Annotated in this window: 17 protein-coding genes and 1 riboswitch; of the genes, 10 read left to right on the top strand and 7 right to left on the bottom strand. The window is 63.7% G+C overall.

From position 1 onward, the window contains the following. Nucleotides 1-20 precede the first annotated feature (20 nt). From rpsR to dnaB, 3 genes are all read left to right on the top strand, one after another. Nucleotides 21-293 carry a 30S ribosomal protein S18 gene (gene rpsR, locus Q8R75_RS16335; RefSeq protein WP_069040341.1) on the top strand — a complete coding sequence of 91 codons (273 nt, stop codon included), beginning with the start codon at nucleotides 21-23 and terminating at the stop codon, nucleotides 291-293. Nucleotides 294-307: 14 nt separating this feature from the next. Beyond that, a complete protein-coding gene (gene rplI / locus Q8R75_RS16330) occupies nucleotides 308-757 on the top strand; it encodes a 50S ribosomal protein L9 (protein ID WP_305611960.1) in 450 nt (149 codons plus the stop codon). A gap of 208 nt (nucleotides 758-965) precedes the next feature. Next, nucleotides 966-2,381, top strand: a complete 1,416-nt coding sequence (gene dnaB, locus Q8R75_RS16325) for a replicative DNA helicase (RefSeq protein WP_305611958.1) — start codon at nucleotides 966-968, stop codon at nucleotides 2,379-2,381. 173 nt (nucleotides 2,382-2,554) lie between these two features. Here the strand turns inward: dnaB and Q8R75_RS16320 are convergent, their stop codons facing one another. Genes Q8R75_RS16320 through Q8R75_RS16305 form a run of 4 tightly spaced genes read right to left on the bottom strand, consistent with a single transcriptional unit; the run spans nucleotide 2,555 to nucleotide 5,404 of the window. Further along, entirely contained in the window at nucleotides 2,555-3,010 is a 456-nt protein-coding gene (locus Q8R75_RS16320; protein ID WP_069037354.1) for a MarR family transcriptional regulator, read from the bottom strand. Nucleotides 3,011-3,044: 34 nt separating this feature from the next. Further along, nucleotides 3,045-4,499, bottom strand: coding sequence for a PhoH family protein (locus Q8R75_RS16315; protein ID WP_305611955.1), 1,455 nt, complete (start codon nucleotides 4,497-4,499; stop codon nucleotides 3,045-3,047). A 31-nt stretch (nucleotides 4,500-4,530) separates the two neighbouring features. Further along, nucleotides 4,531-4,983 (bottom strand): peroxiredoxin, encoded by a 453-nt coding sequence (locus tag Q8R75_RS16310; protein WP_305611953.1) that lies wholly within the window; start codon nucleotides 4,981-4,983, stop codon nucleotides 4,531-4,533. Between the two features lie 31 nt (nucleotides 4,984-5,014). Next, nucleotides 5,015-5,404, bottom strand: a complete 390-nt coding sequence (locus tag Q8R75_RS16305; protein ID WP_305611951.1) for an Mth938-like domain-containing protein — start codon at nucleotides 5,402-5,404, stop codon at nucleotides 5,015-5,017. A 157-nt stretch (nucleotides 5,405-5,561) separates the two neighbouring features. Between Q8R75_RS16305 and Q8R75_RS16300 the strand changes: the two genes are divergently transcribed. From Q8R75_RS16300 to Q8R75_RS16290, 3 genes are read left to right on the top strand one after another with little or no spacing between them, the layout of a single operon-like run. Continuing rightward, on the top strand, nucleotides 5,562-6,833 hold the full coding sequence (locus Q8R75_RS16300) for a pyridoxal phosphate-dependent aminotransferase (protein WP_305611950.1): 1,272 nt from the start codon (nucleotides 5,562-5,564) through the stop codon (nucleotides 6,831-6,833). Then, entirely contained in the window at nucleotides 6,823-7,308 is a 486-nt protein-coding gene (locus Q8R75_RS16295) for a GNAT family N-acetyltransferase (protein ID WP_305611948.1), read from the top strand. Before Q8R75_RS16300 ends, Q8R75_RS16295 begins: the two co-directional genes overlap by 11 nt. Continuing rightward, a complete protein-coding gene (locus tag Q8R75_RS16290; RefSeq protein WP_305611946.1) occupies nucleotides 7,305-8,618 on the top strand; it encodes a homoserine dehydrogenase in 1,314 nt (437 codons plus the stop codon). The genes Q8R75_RS16295 and Q8R75_RS16290 overlap by 4 nt, the downstream gene beginning before the upstream one ends. A gap of 17 nt (nucleotides 8,619-8,635) precedes the next feature. Here the strand turns inward: Q8R75_RS16290 and Q8R75_RS16285 are convergent, their stop codons facing one another. Beyond that, nucleotides 8,636-9,862, bottom strand: coding sequence for an HPP family protein (locus Q8R75_RS16285; RefSeq protein WP_305611944.1), 1,227 nt, complete (start codon nucleotides 9,860-9,862; stop codon nucleotides 8,636-8,638). A 178-nt stretch (nucleotides 9,863-10,040) separates the two neighbouring features. Between Q8R75_RS16285 and thrC the strand changes: the two genes are divergently transcribed. The 4 genes from thrC to Q8R75_RS16265 all read left to right on the top strand — a co-directional run bounded on the left by thrC (nucleotide 10,041) and on the right by Q8R75_RS16265 (nucleotide 15,705). Next, nucleotides 10,041-11,486 carry a threonine synthase gene (gene thrC / locus Q8R75_RS16280; RefSeq protein WP_305611943.1) on the top strand — a complete coding sequence of 482 codons (1,446 nt, stop codon included), beginning with the start codon at nucleotides 10,041-10,043 and terminating at the stop codon, nucleotides 11,484-11,486. 117 nt (nucleotides 11,487-11,603) lie between these two features. Next, nucleotides 11,604-12,461 (top strand): HDOD domain-containing protein, encoded by an 858-nt coding sequence (locus Q8R75_RS16275; protein WP_305611941.1) that lies wholly within the window; start codon nucleotides 11,604-11,606, stop codon nucleotides 12,459-12,461. Between the two features lie 53 nt (nucleotides 12,462-12,514). Continuing rightward, nucleotides 12,515-12,604, top strand: a riboswitch (cyclic di-GMP riboswitch). Nucleotides 12,605-12,691: 87 nt separating this feature from the next. Then, entirely contained in the window at nucleotides 12,692-15,067 is a 2,376-nt protein-coding gene (locus tag Q8R75_RS16270; RefSeq protein WP_305611940.1) for a DUF1631 family protein, read from the top strand. A 95-nt stretch (nucleotides 15,068-15,162) separates the two neighbouring features. Beyond that, on the top strand, nucleotides 15,163-15,705 hold the full coding sequence (locus Q8R75_RS16265; protein ID WP_305611938.1) for a hydrolase: 543 nt from the start codon (nucleotides 15,163-15,165) through the stop codon (nucleotides 15,703-15,705). On the opposite strand, the gene Q8R75_RS16260 is transcribed toward Q8R75_RS16265, so the two are convergent. Both Q8R75_RS16260 and Q8R75_RS16255 read right to left on the bottom strand, forming a co-directional pair. Continuing rightward, a complete protein-coding gene (locus Q8R75_RS16260) occupies nucleotides 15,683-16,717 on the bottom strand; it encodes an alpha-hydroxy acid oxidase (RefSeq protein WP_305626184.1) in 1,035 nt (344 codons plus the stop codon). The two genes, Q8R75_RS16265 and Q8R75_RS16260, sit on opposite strands and share 23 nt — an antisense overlap. A gap of 8 nt (nucleotides 16,718-16,725) precedes the next feature. Further along, entirely contained in the window at nucleotides 16,726-17,409 is a 684-nt protein-coding gene (locus Q8R75_RS16255) for a Fe2+-dependent dioxygenase (protein WP_305612679.1), read from the bottom strand. Nucleotides 17,410-17,414: the final 5 nt, after the last annotated feature.

Genomic DNA, 17,414 nt, shown 5'->3' with positions numbered 1-17,414 from the left:
CAAAAATGGAAGGAACCACCATGGCTTTCAGACCGAAAAACGCAAAGAAGAAGGACGACCGCGGATCGCGCAGCATGTTCAAGCGCCGCAAGTTCTGTCGTTTCAGCGCCGAGAAGATCGAAGAAATCGACTACAAGGACGTCGAAATCCTGAAGGATTTCATTTCCGAGAACGGCAAGATCATGCCGGCGCGACTGACCGGCACCCGTGCCGGCTATCAGCGCCAGCTGTCCACGGCCATCAAGCGCGCCCGCTTTCTTGCGCTGATGCCTTTCACTGACCTGCACCAGTAAGCGAGGAGACGACCATGCAAGTCATCCTGATGGATAAAGTGGCCAAGCTCGGCGATCTGGGCGATGTGGTGAAGGTACGTGACGGTTACGCCCGCAATTTCCTGATTCCGACCGGGCGCGCCAAGCGCGTGACGCCGGAAAATCTGGCGGTGTTCGAGACACGTCGCGCCGAACTGGAAAAGGCTTCTGCCGAACGTCTGGCGACAGCGAAGTCCGTCGCCGAAAAAATGGAAGGCGTGACCGTCAAGGTGATGCGCAAGGCCGGTGTCGATGGTCGCTTGTTCGGTTCGGTGTCGACGTCCGACATCGCGGAGGCACTGGTCGCCCAGTCCTTCCCGGTCGACAAGTCGATGGTGCGCATGCCGGACGGTCCGCTGAAGACAACCGGCGAAAGCCAGTTCGAAATCGCGCTGCATTCGGATGTGCTCGTCAATGTGACGGTGGCAGTGGTCGGCGAAAGCTGATCGTCACTTCCGGCCGGATGGCCGGATCGCAGCAGGAAAGCCACCTCAGGGTGGCTTTTTTGTTTTGCGATGCGGCGTCCAGATGTCCTTCCGGAATGTCCACATCGCTGCCCACAGCTTATCCACAGCTTGCGCCGTTGTGCCGTACGCCCGGCGGGACTAGATTGCCGGATTGACGACGCACCTTCCAGGAAATGAAAACAACACAATGAGCATCGTGCGCAACGCAGGCAACCCCGACGCGCAGGCGGCGCAAGCTTCCCAGGACAGACAGATCGCTGCCCTCAAGCTGCCGCCGCATTCGATCGAGGCCGAACAATCGCTGATCGGCGGGCTGCTGCTCGACAACAGTACCTGGGACCGTGTCGGTGACCAGGTTGGTGAGTCGGATTTCTACCGCGACGACCATCGCCGCATCTTCCGCCACATCGCAAAGTTGATCGAACAGGGCAAGCCGGCCGACGTCGTAACGGTGTATGAGTCGATCGAGAAGTCCGACGAGGGGCAGCAGACCGGCGGTCTGGCGTATCTGGGCGAGATCGCCAACAACACGCCTTCTGCAGCGAACATCCGCCGTTACGCGGAAATCGTCCGCGAGCGCGCGATCCTGCGCAAACTGGTCAGCGTGGGCGATGAAATCGCAGCGAGTGCGCTGTCGCCCCGCGGACGCGACGCCAAGACCTTGCTCGACGAGGCGGAATCGAAGATTTTCGAGATTGCGGAAGCCGGTGCCAGCACCGGCTCTGGATTCGTCGCCATCCAGCCGCTGCTGGTCCAGGTGGTGAACCGTATCCAGGAACTGTACGACCGCGACGATCCGTCCGACGTCACCGGTGTCCCTACCGGGTACATCGATCTCGACGCGAAGACGGCTGGCCTGCAGCCGGGCGACATGATCATCGTCGCCGGACGCCCGGCCATGGGTAAAACCTCATTCGCGCTGAATATCGCCGAACACATTGCCGTCGACATCGGGCTGCCGGTTGCCATCTTTTCACTTGAAATGCCCGGCACCCAGCTGGCCATGCGTTTTGTGTCGTCGGTCGCCAAGATCGACCAGGGCCGTCTGCGCACCGGACGGCTGACCGACGATGACTGGGGCCGGCTGACGATGGCACTGGGCAAGCTGCATGAAGCGCCCATCCACATCGACGAAACGGGCGGCATCAATCCGACCGATCTGCGCGCCCGCGCGCGGCGGCTGTACCGGCAATGCGGCAAGCTCGGCCTGATCGTGGTCGATTACCTGCAGCTGATGTCAGGCACGCGCGATGGCGAGAACCGGACGGCGGAAATTTCGGAAATTTCCCGTTCCATCAAGTCGCTCGCCAAGGAACTGCACGTACCCATCATCGCGCTGTCGCAGCTGAACCGCGCACTGGAGCAGCGACCCAACAAGCGGCCGGTCATGAGCGACCTGCGCGAATCCGGCGCCATCGAACAGGACGCCGACATCATCATGTTCATCTACCGGGATGAGGTCTACAACCCGGATACGCAGGACAAGGGGCTTGCCGAAATCATCATCGGCAAGCACCGCAACGGCCCGACCGGAACGGTCACGCTCGGCTTCCAGGGCGAACACACCCGCTTCGTCAACGCGGCGCGGCCGGGTTCTTACTGACGCGCACATGAATCCCGGCGCTCGAATTCCACAATGCCAGTGTGCGCCGGACACCGCATCGGCTGACGCTGCAAGCCTTCAACGCAGCGATCGGGCCGGTGGATCTTCCTGCACTGGATACCGCCAGCACGCTCAAGCTGTTCGGCGACTGAGTGGCGGTTCCGATCGCGGTTTCAGCCGGCGCCGTGCGCCGCCTGGTCATGCTGCTTGAGGTGCGCGCTCAGCATATGCAGTTCCGTGCGCATCCGGGCAAACACATCCGGCGGCAGGCCGGACTGTTCAGCCACCCCGGCATGGACTGGCCGCGCCTGTTCGCGCAGTGCGCGTCCGGCATCGGTGAGCCGGATTTCAAGTGCCCGCTCGTCGATCCGGCTGCGCGCCCGCGTGATGTAGCCGGCGCCTTCAAGGCGCTTGAGCAGCGGCGTCAACGTGGGCGAATCGAGGTCCAGACGTTCGGCAAGCGCCTTCAGTGTCAGTGCGTCCTCCTGCCACAGCACCAGCATCACCAGATACTGCGGGTAGGTCAGGCCGAGGGCCTTGAGGCCCGGCGAATAACAACGGGTGATGGCATGCGTCGCCGCATAGAGGGCAAAACACAGCTGCTGGTCAAGAAGCATCGGGTCAATCATGGTTGCGGCTCCTTCATCACTTCACACATGGCACTCACAGCACTTCGGCTGCATGATCGGCGAGGCGCGAGCGCTCGCCGCGCTGCAAGGTCACATGGCCACTGTGCGGCCAGCCCTTGAAACGGTCAACGACATAGGTCAAACCTGAGCTACCTTCGGTCAGATAAGGCGTATCGATCTGCGCAATATTGCCCAAGCAGATCACCTTGGTGCCGGGACCGGCGCGGGTGATCAGCGTTTTCATCTGCTTTGGTGTCAGGTTCTGCGCCTCGTCGATGATCAGGAACTTGTTCAGGAAGGTGCGCCCGCGCATGAAATTGAGTGACTTCACCTTGATCCTGCTGCGGATGAGGTCGAGCGTGGCGGCGCGGCCCCATTCGCCGGACGCATTCGGATCGTCAGTCTTGTTCAGCACGTCAAGGTTGTCTTCGAGTGCGCCCATCCAAGGCGTCATCTTTTCCTCTTCGGTGCCCGGCAGGAAGCCGATGTCCTCGCCCACCGGCACGGTGACGCGAGTCATGATGATTTCGCTGTAGAGCTTGCTTTCCAGCACCTGGGTCAGCCCGGCAGCCAGCGTCAGCAGCGTTTTGCCGGTGCCGGCCTGGCCGAGCAGGGTGACAAAATCGATGTCCGGATTCATCAGGAGGTTCAGCGCGAAATTCTGTTCGCGGTTGCGCGCCAGAATGCCCCAAACCGAATTCTTGTGGTGTCCGTAATCGACCAGCGTTTCGAGCACTGCGGTCTTGCCGCTGCGCTCCCGCACGGCAGCATGGAAGGGTTTGTCCTGCTTGGCGCCCGCTTCGCGATACACAAATTCATTGATCAGCAGATCCGGGCACAGCGGGCCCTTGACCCGGTACAAGGTGCGGCCGTTTTCCTTCCACGATTCGAGATTGCCGCCATGATCGTCCCAGAACTTCTCCGGCAACTCGCGCGTGCCGGTATAGAGCATGTCGGTGTCTTCAAGCACCTTGTCGTTGAAGTAATCCTGCGCATGCAGCCCGAGCGCGCGGGCCTTGATGCGCATGTTGATGTCCTTCGACACGAGGATGACCTGCCGCGCCGGGTAGCGTTGCGACAGATGCATCACGACCGCGATGATCTGGTTGTCTGCCTTGGCGGTGGGAAGACCGGCCGGCAGCACTCCGTCGATCGCTTCGGTCTGCAGCAGCAGGTGGCCGCTCGCCAGGTCGCTCGACGCTGCCGCCAGCGGAATGCCCAGCGCGATGCGGTCTTCCGCGCCGCTGACGATCTCGTCCAGCAACCGGCTGGCCTGACGAGCGTTTCGCGCGACCTCCGTCATGCCCTTCTTGTTGTTGTCCAGCTCTTCCAGCGTCATGATCGGCACGAAAATGTCGTGCTCTTCGAAGCGGAACAGGCTGGTCGGGTCGTGCATCAGCACGTTGGTGTCGAGGATGAAGAGCTTGGTGGCCGGGGCGGACTTGCGGGTGCGCGATGCGGGTGCTGCAGCGGGGCGTCGGGTGGCCATTGGATCTTTTCTGTGTCGGTTGCGCCGGGTTTCAGAGAGTCTTGACGAAGTCGAGCACCTCGTCTGCGTGGCCCGGCACTTTCACACCGCGCCATTCACGCAGGATAAGGTTGCCACTGCCGAGCACGAACGTGCTCCGCTCCACGCCGCGCACCTGTTTGCCGTACATGTTTTTCATCTTCATGACGTCGAACAGCGCGCAGGCGGTTTCATCCGGGTCGGAAATCAGTTCGAAAGGGAGTTCGAGCTTGGCCTTGAAACTCTGGTGCGACTTGATGCTGTCGCGCGAGATGCCGATCACGCCGCAGCCGGCGGCAACGAACTGCGGATGAAGGTCACGGAAGGCTGCGCTTTCGGTGGTGCAGCCCGGTGTGCTGTCTTTCGGATAGAAATAGATGACCAGCGGCTTGGCGGCAGCGGACAGGTTGAAATCCTGTCCCGAGGTGGACGCCAGCGTGAAATCGTCGATCGGGGTGGTGCTCATCTGAGCCGTCTCTCCTTGAATGGCGTCGGGGTCATGCTGACGGCACCGCATCCGGCAGGATGAGTGCTGCGGCTACCGCACGGCCTTCCGCAACCAGTATGTTGTAGGTGCGCGCAGCCGCCAGCGTGTCCATGACTTCAACGCCGATACCCGCGTCGATCAGCGGACGCAGCAGCGAAGAGTGGGGGAACTGTTGTGTCGGGCCGGTGCCGAGCAGCAGAATCTGCGCATCGAGCGTGGTCAATTGCGCAAAGTCGGCGGCACTGAGCTGGTCGATACTGCCGGCGCCCCAGTCCTCGCGCAGCATTCCGGGGCCAAGCACCACGGTGCGCGTCAGCAGGCGCTCGCCAATCTGCAGATAGCCATCGCCAAATCCGGTGACGAGGTAGGTGGTCGGGCGCGGGTTCTGATGCAGCTTCACGGTGGTTCGGTCGGGAAGATCCAGTGGACTGGGAGCGCAGCCGGCAACCGGCTTTTGCCCTGTATTGCGGGCTCGCATACAATCATATCTTTTTTCGCTGGCGGACAATGCAGTCCGCGCGACGGCGGTCATCCCGGTGACTGTCGTTCTTCGACACATGCCCAGTCATCCAATCATCGCCTCTCCAGATCGCCCCATCGTGCATCCTCCGGTTTCGAAGTCTTCAAAGCTCGCCAACGTCTGTTACGACATCCGCGGCCCCGTACTTGCCCGGGCCCGCCAGATGGAGGAAGAAGGGCAGCGCGTCATCAAGCTCAACATCGGCAACCTCGCGCCATTCGGTTTTGAAGCGCCCGAGGAAATCGTGCAGGACGTGATCCGGAATCTGCCCGACGCGTCCGGCTACACCGATTCGCGCGGCCTGTTCGCGCCGCGCAAGGCGATCATGCAGTACAGCCAGGAAAAGCGGATTCCGGGTGTGGGTGTGGACGACATCTTCATCGGCAACGGGGCGTCCGAGCTCATCGTGATGGCCATGCAGGGTCTGCTCAACAGCGGCGACGAAGTGCTGGTGCCGGCGCCCGACTATCCGCTGTGGACCGCGGCGGTGACGCTGGCCGGTGGCACGGCGCGTCACTACATCTGTGACGAAGGCGCCGACTGGATGCCCGATCTGGCTGACATCCGCGCCAAGATCACGCCCAACACGCGCGCCATCGTCATCATCAACCCGAACAATCCGACCGGCGCGCTGTATTCCGACGCGCTGCTTCAGGATCTGGTGGAGATCGCGCGCCAGCACAACCTCATCGTGTTTGCCGACGAAATCTACGACAAGACGCTGTACGACGGCGCCACGCACACGTCAATCGCCTCGCTGGCTGACGACCTGCTGTTCGTTACCTTCAACGGTCTGTCGAAGAACTACCGCGCCTGCGGTTACCGCGCCGGCTGGATGGTGGTGTCGGGTGACAAGCGTCATGCGCGCGACTACATCGACGGCCTGAACATGCTGGCGTCGATGCGCCTGTGCTCGAACGTACCGGGGCAGTTCGCGATCCAGACTGCACTCGGCGGCTATCAGACGATCAACGATCTGGTCGCACCGGGCGGGCGGCTGGCGCGGCAGCGCGACACCGCGTGGGAACTGCTGACGCAGATCCCGGGCGTCAGTTGCGTCAAACCGCGCGCTTCGCTCTACCTGTTCCCGCGGCTTGACCCCAAGCTCTACCCGATCGAGGACGATCAGCGCTTCATTCTCGAATTGCTGGAAGAACAGCGCGTGCTGCTGGTGCAGGGCACCGGCTTCAACTGGCCCCGGCCGGACCATTTCCGCGTGGTCTTCCTGCCGCACGAAGACGACCTGCGCGAAGCCATCGGACGCATCGCCCGCTTTCTCGACGGCTTCCGGAAGCGTCATGGCCGCTGAGGTTGCCGTAGTGCGGGTGGCCGGCAGACGGGCCGTGCTGGAACCTTCGTGGCTGGCACGCGCTGAATCGGTGCATCGCGCACTTCGCCCCGATCTGCCCGTGGATTACGCCGGCACGTTGCAGGGCATTTTCGACGACGGCGGCGAAATGGCGGTGGCCGTCCGCGGTGACCAGGTCGTCGGCGTGGCGGTCTTCCGCTGCCACCGCAACACGTCAAGTGGCGTGCATTTCTATATCGATGATCTGGTCACCGCACCGGCTGCCCGCTCGCAGGGCGTCGGCAAGACCCTGCTCGACTGGCTGGCACACGAGGCAACAGGTCGCGGCGCCACGCGGCTCAGACTGGATTCCGGCACCCAGCGTGTCGATGCGCACCGCTTCTACCATCGCGAAGGCATGCACATCGCCTGTTTCCTTTTTTCGCGGGACCTGAACACGGCCCCGCAACGTCATTCCACACGAGGCAAGGCATGAAACCCATCAATGTAGGTCTGCTCGGCATCGGCACCGTCGGCGGCGGAACCTGGACGGTATTGACCCGCAACCAGGAAGAAATCACCCGTCGCGCCGGCCGGCCGATCCAGATTACGGCGGTCGCCGATCGCGACACCGCCCGCGCGCAGCAACTGACCGGCGGCAAGGTGAAGGTGACCGGCGATGCCTTCGAAGTGGTGCGCGACCCCGACATCGACATCGTGGTCGAACTGATCGGCGGCTACACCATCGCAAAGGAACTGGTGCTCGAGGCGATCGCCCACGGCAAGCACGTGGTGACCGCCAACAAGGCGCTGCTGGCCACGCACGGGCAGGAAATCTTCGCCGCGGCGCAGGCCAAGGGCGTCATGGTGGCGTTCGAGGCGGCGGTGGCCGGGGGCATTCCCATCATCAAGGCGGTACGCGAAGGGCTGACGGCCAACCGCATCGAATGGGTGGCCGGCATCATCAACGGCACCACCAATTACATCCTGTCCGAAATGCGCGACAAGGGCCTGACCTTCGCCGACGCGCTCGCCGATGCGCAGCGGCTGGGCTATGCCGAAGCCGATCCGACGTTCGACATCGAAGGCGTCGATGCCGCGCACAAGATCACCTTGCTGTCGGCGATCGCCTTCGGCATCCCGGTCCAGTTCGACCGCGCCCACATCGAAGGCATCACGAAGCTGACTGCCGACGACATCCGCTACGCCGAAGAGCTGGGCTATCGCATCAAGTTGCTGGGCATCACCAAGCGCAAGGCTGATGGCTTCGAACTGCGCGTGCACCCGACACTCATCCCGTCGAAGCGCCTGATCGCCAATGTCGAAGGCGTGATGAACGCGGTGCTGGTGAAAGGCGACGCGGTCGGCGCCACGCTGTATTACGGTCGCGGCGCAGGTGCAGAGCCGACGGCCAGTTCCGTCATCGCCGACCTGGTCGACGTGACCCGCCTGCATACGGCTGACCCGGAACATCGCGTGCCGCATCTGGCGTTCCGCGCCGATCAGCTGTCCGACATCCCCATCCTGCCGATCAGTGAAGTCGAAAGCGCCTACTACCTGCGCCTGCGTGTGCAGGACAGGCCGGGTGTGCTGGCCGACATCACGCGCATCCTGGCTGACCAGGAAATCAGCATTGACGCCATGTTGCAGAAGGAACCGTCGGAGGGTGAACAGCAGGCCAACATCATCATGCTGACCCATGTGACGCGCGAGAAAAAGGTCGATGCCGCCATCGCGCGCATCGAAGCGCTCGACAGCACGGTGGGCAACGTGACGCGACTGCGTCTGGAAGAGCTGAACGGCTGAAACGGCAGGGCCGGCGGTCAGCCGGCCTGTGCCGCGGTTGAGTTCGACGTGGGGTCCGATCCGGAGATCGACTGTTCGTTTGTCGCATCGACCAGCGCCATCCGGTGGTAAAGCGCCGCGACCAGATCGGTGCGATCGAGCAGACCGACCAAGCGGTCGGCGCCATTGATCACCGGCACAGCGGGCTGACGGCCAGCGGCAATCGCCTCGGCCGCCTCGGCCACACTGTCGTGCTGGCGCAGCACGAGTACGCCATCGCGCACGTCGCGCATCATCTGCCCGACCACCTCTGCCTTGTCGGAATGCATGTGCGGCGAGCGCGCCAGCAGGTGGCGCACGGCGTCGCCCATCGACCGGCTCGCTTGCGGCGAAACCTCGCGCAGGAAGTCTTCCAGCGACAGCAGGCCGATCACGCGCCGACTGCGGTCGACCACCGGCAAGGCATCGACGCGCAGCGTGCGCATCAGCTGCCAGGCCTCGGCGAGCGGGGTCGCGAACTCCAGCGCCGGAGCTGCCTTGTTCGAACGTTCGATCAGATCGCTGCAGCGCATCACATGCACGCGCATGAAGGCGTGCCTGAGCGTGCGTTCGTAGAGATCGACGAGGTCGTCCTCACGCACGTCGAGAAACCCGTCGATTTCGCCCAGAGCCGCCTCCAGATCGCGGTGCGCGATCACCGGCGGCGCCCCGTGCATCCTCAGCTGCGCGGCGGGGGGCGTACCCTGCGGATAACGGCGGCCGGGAATCAGGTTATTCACGACCATAACTGCCACCATGATGGCGATCGTGTTCGCGGCGGTCGCCATCAGTGCGGGTTCGATCGTCGCACCCTGCGCGGCGGCCATCGCCATGGTCAGTGCCATCGCACCGGCCGGCGGATGGATGCAACGCGCCCATGCGGTCAGCCAGATTGATGCAGCGAGTGCCACGGCCATCACCCACGGCCCGCTCGGTAGCCAGTAACCGCAGGCATAGCCGAGCGGCGCAGAAATCAGCAGGCCGCCGATGACCGACCACGGCTGTGCCAGCGGACTGTGCGGCAGCGCGAACAGGATGACGGACGTCGCGCCCAGCGGCGCCAGGATGCGCTTCTCTTCCGCTCCGAGCGGCAGCACGAACAGCACGCACTCGAACAACAACAGGCCGAACAGGCCGGCCAGCGTACTGCGCCATCGTTCGGCGGACGAAAGCGGCGGGGCATCGGAAATCAGATGTCGGCGCAGCAGTTCTGTCAGGCCGGTCATCGGGAAACATCCGGGCGAAACGCCGTAGTGTATCCAATCGCCCCAATTTGGTGCATTCATGCAGCCATAACCCGGGAGGGGATCGGCGGGCCGCAAGGGCGCGCTGTGCTAGATTGATGCCCCTTGAACCGACGCCATTGAGCGCGCTGCGCCCGACCGCCTCCCGACCACGAATCCGATGCACGACGCGATGTATTACGTATCCACCCGCGGCCTCGCGCCGCAGAAGCGCTTTACCGACATCCTGCTGGGCGGCCTGATGGAAGACGGCGGCCTCGCCATGCCTGTGCAGTACCCGAAATTCACGCCGCTCGAACTCGGTTCGATGCGCAGCATGGATTACCGCCAGCTTGCCTATGCCGTGCTGTCGCGCTTCGCCGACGACCTGCCGTCAGACGACCTGCACGCGCTGATCGACCGCACGTATCGCCCCGAGGTTTACTGCAACACGGTGTCCGGCTCGGACGCACGCGACATCACGCCGCTCTTCACGCTGGAGCCCGACCTGCATCTGCTCGAACTGTCGAACGGCCCTACGCTGGCGTTCAAGGACATGGCAATGCAGCTGCTCGGCAACCTGTTCGAGTATGCACTGGCGAAAAACGGGGCCGAGCTGAACATTTTCGGTGCCACGTCGGGCGATACCGGTTCGAGCGCCGAATACGCGATGCGCGGCAAGCGCGGCATCCGCGTATTCATGCTGAGCCCGCACGGCAAGATGAGCCGCTTCCAGAGCGCCCAGATGTTCAGCCTGCAGGATCCGAACATATTCAATATCGCGGTGCGCGGTGTGTTCGACGACTGCCAGGACATGGTCAAGGCGGTGTCGAACGACCTCGATTTCAAGGCGAAGTACCGCATCGGCACCGTCAATTCGATCAACTGGGCGCGCGTGTCGGCCCAGGTCGTCTATTACTTCAAGGGTTACTTCGCCGCGACGCAGCGCGATGACCAGCAGGTGAGCTTTACCGTGCCGTCCGGCAACTTCGGCAATGTGTGCGCCGGTCACATCGCCCGCATGATGGGCCTGCCGATCCGCCATCTGGTGGTGGCCACCAACGAAAACGACGTGCTCGACGAGTTCTTCCGCACCGGCCTCTATCGGCCGCGTGGCAACGCGGAAACGCTGCATACCAGCAGCCCGTCGATGGATATTTCCAAGGCGAGCAACTTCGAACGCTTCATCTTCGACCTGGCCGGTCGCGACACCGAGCAGGTGAGGGCGATGTGGGGCGAAGTCGATCGCGGCCGCCCGTTCGATCTGTCAGGCACCGGGCTGTTCGGCAAGGTCGCGTCTGAGTATGGCTTCCAGTCCGGCGCCAGTAATCATGCCCATCGTCTGGCCACGATGCGTCTGGCCCATGCGCGCTGGGGGCGCGCCATCGACACGCATACCGCCGACGGCCTGAAAGTGGCGCTGGAGCGGCGCGAAGCCGGTGTGCCGATGGTGGTGCTTGAAACCGCACTGCCGGCCAAATTTTCGGAAACGGTGGTCGAGGCGCTGGGCTGCGAGCCGGTGCGCCCGCACGGCATGGAGCACCTTGAATCGCTGCCGCAGCGTTACGAGGTGATGGGTACCGACGTGGCCGCCATGAAGGCCTTCATTGCCCGCAACGCTGCATGACCTGCAGGCGAGCGGCGTCAGCGTGAGCTGAATCGGGGATCAAGTCCGACCCGCACGCTGCCGTATACACAGACATCGAACCATATGCGCACCTCGGTGCGTCACGGAGAACATGTCATGGGTGAGCCGGTGAATTCATCGCTTGAGGCACTGCAGCGGCTGTCAGCGGAACTTGAATCGGGCGACATCGTCTTCCCGACCAGCATTGACGTGTCGCTGCGCATCCGGCAAGCGCTTGAGAATCCTGATATCAATGTCAATGAGGTCTGCCGGCTGGTTGGCGCCGAGCCGGTTCTCAGCGCGAAAGCGCTGCGTCTCGCCAATTCGGTCGCCTACAACCGCAGCGGCAACGAAATCACCGACGTCCGTACCGCGGTCACGCGCGTCGGAACCGAGCCGATCCGCATGCTCACGATGTCGCTCATCGTCCGCCAGATGGTGGACGCGCGCGCCGACGAACGCCTGCGCGTCCTGACGCATGACCTGTGGCGGCACACCATTCACGTTTCGGCACTGAGCTACGTCATCGCGCGTCGCCTTTCGCGGCTCAACGCCGACACGGCCATGTTCGCCGGTCTGGTGCATGAAATCGGCCAGTTCTACCTGCTGGCCCGCGCCTCGGCCTTTCCTGCGCTGCTGCAGCGCGAAGCCGAACTGGGCGGGCTGATGTTCAGTTTCAGCCAGAGCGTCGGCCGCGCCGTGCTCGAATCGCTCAAGGTACCGGAACAGGTGATCGCTGCCATTGATGCACCGTCGTTCGAAGGCGCAGTCGTGCCGCCCCGATCGCTGGGCGACGTGCTGTTCCTCGCCGAAAGCATGGCAGCATTCCCTAATCCGTTCTCCACGCTGTCGCCGGAAGAGGACGGGGTTCTTGCCGACGCGGCGACCTCGGACATCGACAATGAAACGCTGGAGGCGGTGGTCGCGGAATCGAAGGAAGAACTCGACTCCATCATCGCCACGTTGCAGATATGAGGGCCTAAAGTCTTGCGCAGCGCAGTCGTTAAATGATGTGACGACATATTGAAGCTGAACCAGGGCAAACCCACCGAAAGGTGGCGACGCAAAGTTTCCGGTCTACCGGGTGCCCAGCGCCCCATGACAGCGGGGCCGCCGTGATGCTGTACCACGCCTCGCGTCCGGTCCTGACTTTGCGCCCCGTTTCAGCCTTTACCGACCGCCGTGCGCGGCCGCAAAGGTGAATCATGAGCGCTGTACCCCTGCCGAAACAGACTGCCGTACCGCCCGAACGAGGGCGGGTGATCAGCGACTGCCGGGATTTCACGATCCGGCGCCTGCGTGATTCGCTGCGCGGCATGCTGGAAAAAATCGAAGAAGACCTCGTCGCCCGGGCCGAAGCGGAGCTCGACCGTGACCAGCGTAACCTCTACATGTTTACCTGCGGCAAGGCCCGCCAGCAGTGGGCCGGCATCGAACAAACCTTCATCGACCACCTGACCCGCTATTTCGACGCGCGTGTGCGCGGCGAGCCGGTTGAATCATCGCGATCTGCGGTACCGACGTCGCTCGACGAGCTCAGCCTGGTGGGCGAAGACGACCTGACGCAGGATCTGGCTGTTCATGAACTCACCCGCAAGCTGAAGGAACACTGCGACGAGGAGCTGTTCGGCGTCGAACAGCGTCTGGGCTCGCTGCTCGGCAAGACGGATCCGACCGATCAGGACAATCCGCTCGGCACCGAAGGTGTCGCCAAGGCGCTGCGCGCAGCCTGCGAAGAAGTCGATGCCAGCGTGCAGATGCGGCTGGTGCTGCTGCAATCGCTCGAATCGCAGATTTCACGCGAACTTTCAAAGTTGTATCAGGACCTGAACGTACGGTTGCAGCGGCAGAACGTGCTGCCGGGACTGCGTCGCGGATTCCGCCGCAACGTCGGTGCGCGCGCCGGCGTGGTGGGCGCAACGCATGGTCAGGGCATCGGCGCAGCCAGTGATCAGGCAGGAATGGCCAGCGGCGGATTTGCACCATCAGTTGGTGGGCAGGGTGGTTTTCCTGCGATAGGCGGTGTCCAGGATGCAGGCTTCACCGCATCGATGCCCGGCTTCGGCATGTCGTCGGTGAATGGCGGCTTCGCAGAACAGGCTGCGTTTGGCGCCGCTGCGGAGGCAGACGGCGACATCTACGCCATGCTGTCGCAACTGGTCCAGGGCCAGATGGCGGCACAGGGTATTGCGCTGCCGCCGATCGGCGCCGCCGGGGCGAGCCCGGCCGGGCTTGCATCACCTTTCGTGTTCGAGGCACTGAGCGCGCTGCAGTCCGACGCTGACCTCTCGGTTCCCGCCGCTTCGTCCTACAACCTCGGCATACCGCCCAATCTGCTGCGCAGTTTCCGCACCTCCGAGCTGGGCCGCCATCTCGGACAATTCGATGCGATCACGGTCGACATCGTCGCCATGCTGTTCGACCTCATCTTCGACGACGCGGATATCGCCGATCCAATCAAGGCGCTGGTCGGCCGGCTGCAGATTCCGCTGGTCAAGGTGGCCATGCTGGACCGCAGCTTCTTCTCCAGCAAGGCGCATCCGGCACGTCGACTGCTCGACCTGATTTCCAATTCGATGATGCGCTGGGGGCGTGACGTCGGACACGAAGACCCGCTGTACATCAAGCTGGCGGAAATCGTCGATCGCATCCTGCGCGATTTCGACCGCGATCTGAGTCTCTTCGAGGCGTGCAGCGACGACCTGCGCGCCTTCGTCATCGAACTGGAAGCAGACGAGACGCAGCGTGCGGAAGCGGCGGCGCTGATTGCCAGCGCGCGCGAGCAGGAACGGCTGCGCCGCGAAGATGCGCGGCGCGCCGCCGACGACGAAATCGATGACCGGCTGCGCAAACCGCTGCCCGGCGTGGTGCAAAGTCTGCTCGATGGCGTATGGCGCCGGCTGCTGCGCAAGCATGTCGACACCGGTCCGGATGCGGCCGTCGATTACCAGCAGGCGCTCGCCACCATCGACGAACTGATCTGGAGCGTGCAAGCCAAGGCCGATGCGGATGAACGCCGCGCCCTCGTCGTGGCGCTGCCCGGTCTGCTGCGCCGCCTCAACCAGGGCTTCGATCTGGCAGGCGCCCATCCGGCAGACAAGCTGATGCTGCTCAACGGCCTGTTCGATCTGCACGCGCAGTGGATCAAGCCCGGTGCGGCGACAGCGGCACCGGCAGTCGAACAGTGGGTACCGGAGGCATACTCGGCGAATGACGATGTGCCGGCGCCCGAAGTGGTCAGCGAGCGTGTCGAACAGGACGGACTGGAACTCAATGACATTTCGTTAAACCTGCCGTCACCGCTCGATATCCAGGAGCAGGACCGCGTATTCGAACTCAAGCGGGGCGACTGGATCGAGTTCAGGCAGGCCGATGGCAGTTTTGTGCGCATGCGCCTGAACTGGGTCAGCCCGCAACGCGGCATCTATCTGTTTACGAACCCCGGTTCGACGCGGGCGACCTCGATCGCGCCAGACGCGCTGGCGCTGCAGCTGGCCAACGGCGAGGCGCGCGTGGTCAATAACGAGCCGATGTTCGATCGGGCGGTCAGTCAGGCACTTGGCCAGCAACGCGTGCGTTGAGCCGCCGCCCGAATCGGCAACGTCGAACGTCGGCGTCGCAAGCAGCCATCAACGACTGGTAAGCTCTTGGTCAGTCTGGACCGACGGAGTGTTCGATGCTTATTGACCGCCACGGATCATCGCTGCTGCTGATCGACATGCAGGAGCGACTGTTGCCCGCAATGGATGACGCCGAGCGTCTGCTCGACAATGTCGTGTGGATGGTGCGCATCGCACAGCGCCTCTCGGTGCCGGTTTCGATCTGCGAACAGAATCCGAAAGGTCTGGGTGTGACCGTGCAGGCACTGCGCGACCTCGTGCCGGTTCAGTCCATTGTGCCCAAGATGCATTTTTCCTGCGTCACCGATGGCTGCCTGGACACAGTCGCCGGGCTGCAGCGGCCGCAGGTCGTGATCTGCGGTACCGAAGCGCATATCTGCGTACTGCAGAGCGCACTGGACCTGCAGTCCAGCGGCAAGCAGGTGTTTGTTGTCGCAGACTGCATCGCGTCACGCGACCCGAGCAACCGCCTGGTCGCACTCGATCGTATGCGTCAGCATGGCGTGATCGTGGTGTCGCGCGAAATGGTGGCGTTCGAATGGCTGGGGGCGGCGGGCTCGGACGAATTCCGCGAAATCAGCCGGACATTCCTGCGCTAGCAGCGACGGTGGCGTGGCCGCACAGCGCCATGCTCTGTTCCAGCTCGTCGCGCAACAGCCGGACGACGTGCGCGACGCCGAGCGCACCGTTGCAGGCCAGCCCCCAGATGCAAGGTCGGCCGATCAGCACTGCTCGTGCGCCGGCGACCAGTGCGCGGTGCACGTCACTGCCACTGTCGATGCCGCTGTCCAGCAACACGGGCACGCCTGGCCCGACGGCCGATACGATGGCCGGAAGCATTGACAGGCTGGCCGGAGCGCCGGCCAGCACGCGCCCTCCGTGATTGGACACGATGATTCCGTCGCAGCCCCGTTGCACCGCACGTACCGCGTCGTCCCGATGCAGCACCCCCTTGAGCAGCAAAGGCAGCGAAGTGTGCTCCCTCAGCCAGGCCAGGTCGTCCCAGGTCGGCGCCTTCGCCATCCAACCGTCGAACACCTGACTCTGGCCGACGGCGATGGCGACCGCGCTTGCCGGTGCATCGAGATTGACTGCGCCAACCTGTGCCGGCAGCGCCAGCGCCGTCACCTTGACCGGCGCATCGACCGTGAACACCACCGCGCGGACGCCGGCAGCGATCGCGCGATCGAGCAGCCGGTGCGTCGCCTCGCGGCTGCCTTGCCAGTAAAGCTGGAACCAGGGCGCGCGCTCGGCGGCGCGGACAATGGCGTCGAACGGCTGACTGGCCAGCGAGCTCATGACCATCTGTCCGTCCTGCGCATTCGCCGCCATCGCGCTCGCCTGCTCGCCATCCGGGTGATACAGGCGTTGATAGGCGAGCGGGGCGAGCAGCATCGGATGACCAAGCACCTCGCCGAACAGTTCGATGCGGGTATGGCCGCCGCGCACGTCGGTCAATGGGCGCGGCATCAGCGGCGCGGCGTCGAAGGCTGCGCGGTTGGCGCGCCCGCACGGCGTGTCGCGGCCGTCGTCGAGGTAGTGCCAGAGCTCGGGGTGCAGGCGCATGCGCGCCAATTCGCGATAGTCGGCGATGGAACGCGGCGCGGGCATATTCACCTTCAGGTGTCGCCCCAGCGGCGCAGCAGGTTGTGATACACCCCGGTCAGCCTGACCATGGATGGCGTTTCACCGAGCTGCTGGCGCAGCGCCAGCAATTCCATGTCGAGATCGAACAGCAGGCGCCGCTGTTCGGCGTCGCGCACCAGACTCTGGATGAACATGAAGCAGCCGATGCGCTCGCCGCGCGTCACCGGCTGCACCTGATGCACCGACGATGATGGATAAGTGACCAGACTGCCGGCCGGCAGCTTCACTTCGTGGCGTCCGTAGGTATCTTCGATGACCAGTTCGCCGCCGTCGTAATCGGCCGGGTCGGACAGGAACAATGTGGCCGACACGTCGGCACGCATATAGCCACTGCCATCGGGCAGCGCGCGCATCGAGTTGTCGATGTGCGCGCCGTATCGGTCCGCGCCGTCGGCGTAGCGGTTGAAGCAGGGCGGCACGATGCGGTGTGGCAGCACCGCCGTGAAAAACAGCGGCGAGCGGTTCAGTGCCGCCAGCACGATGCGCCGCAACTCCGGCAGCAGCGGCGCATCTTCGGCGATCTGCTGGTTGTTCTTGACGGTGACAGCCTGCGTACCGGCGGTGGCCGCGCCGCTCGACCACTCGGCGCGAGCGAGCAAGGTGCGCAAAAGGGCGACTTCATCGTCCTGCAGCAGGTTGTTTATGGTCAGCAACATGAATG

The organism is Methyloversatilis sp. (assembly GCF_030696805.1).
Lineage (GTDB): Bacteria > Pseudomonadota > Gammaproteobacteria > Burkholderiales > Rhodocyclaceae > Methyloversatilis.
Note: the sequence above shows the minus strand (reverse complement) of the source record. Positions and strands in the feature narration are given on the sequence as shown.

Coding starts and splice junctions, on each gene's coding strand:
- rpsR (WP_069040341.1), top strand. CDS start 21: ATGGCTTTCAGACCGAAAAACGCAAAGAAGAAGGACGACCGCGGATCG.
- rplI (WP_305611960.1), top strand. CDS start 308: ATGCAAGTCATCCTGATGGATAAAGTGGCCAAGCTCGGCGATCTGGGC.
- dnaB (WP_305611958.1), top strand. CDS start 966: ATGAGCATCGTGCGCAACGCAGGCAACCCCGACGCGCAGGCGGCGCAA.
- Q8R75_RS16320 (WP_069037354.1), bottom strand. CDS start 3,010: ATGATTGACCCGATGCTTCTTGACCAGCAGCTGTGTTTTGCCCTCTAT.
- Q8R75_RS16315 (WP_305611955.1), bottom strand. CDS start 4,499: ATGGCCACCCGACGCCCCGCTGCAGCACCCGCATCGCGCACCCGCAAG.
- Q8R75_RS16310 (WP_305611953.1), bottom strand. CDS start 4,983: ATGAGCACCACCCCGATCGACGATTTCACGCTGGCGTCCACCTCGGGA.
- Q8R75_RS16300 (WP_305611950.1), top strand. CDS start 5,562: ATGCCCAGTCATCCAATCATCGCCTCTCCAGATCGCCCCATCGTGCAT.
- Q8R75_RS16295 (WP_305611948.1), top strand. CDS start 6,823: ATGGCCGCTGAGGTTGCCGTAGTGCGGGTGGCCGGCAGACGGGCCGTG.
- Q8R75_RS16290 (WP_305611946.1), top strand. CDS start 7,305: ATGAAACCCATCAATGTAGGTCTGCTCGGCATCGGCACCGTCGGCGGC.
- Q8R75_RS16285 (WP_305611944.1), bottom strand. CDS start 9,862: ATGACCGGCCTGACAGAACTGCTGCGCCGACATCTGATTTCCGATGCC.
- thrC (WP_305611943.1), top strand. CDS start 10,041: ATGCACGACGCGATGTATTACGTATCCACCCGCGGCCTCGCGCCGCAG.
- Q8R75_RS16275 (WP_305611941.1), top strand. CDS start 11,604: ATGGGTGAGCCGGTGAATTCATCGCTTGAGGCACTGCAGCGGCTGTCA.
- Q8R75_RS16270 (WP_305611940.1), top strand. CDS start 12,692: ATGAGCGCTGTACCCCTGCCGAAACAGACTGCCGTACCGCCCGAACGA.
- Q8R75_RS16265 (WP_305611938.1), top strand. CDS start 15,163: ATGCTTATTGACCGCCACGGATCATCGCTGCTGCTGATCGACATGCAG.
- Q8R75_RS16260 (WP_305626184.1), bottom strand. CDS start 16,717: ATGCCCGCGCCGCGTTCCATCGCCGACTATCGCGAATTGGCGCGCATG.
- Q8R75_RS16255 (WP_305612679.1), bottom strand. CDS start 17,409: ATGTTGCTGACCATAAACAACCTGCTGCAGGACGATGAAGTCGCCCTT.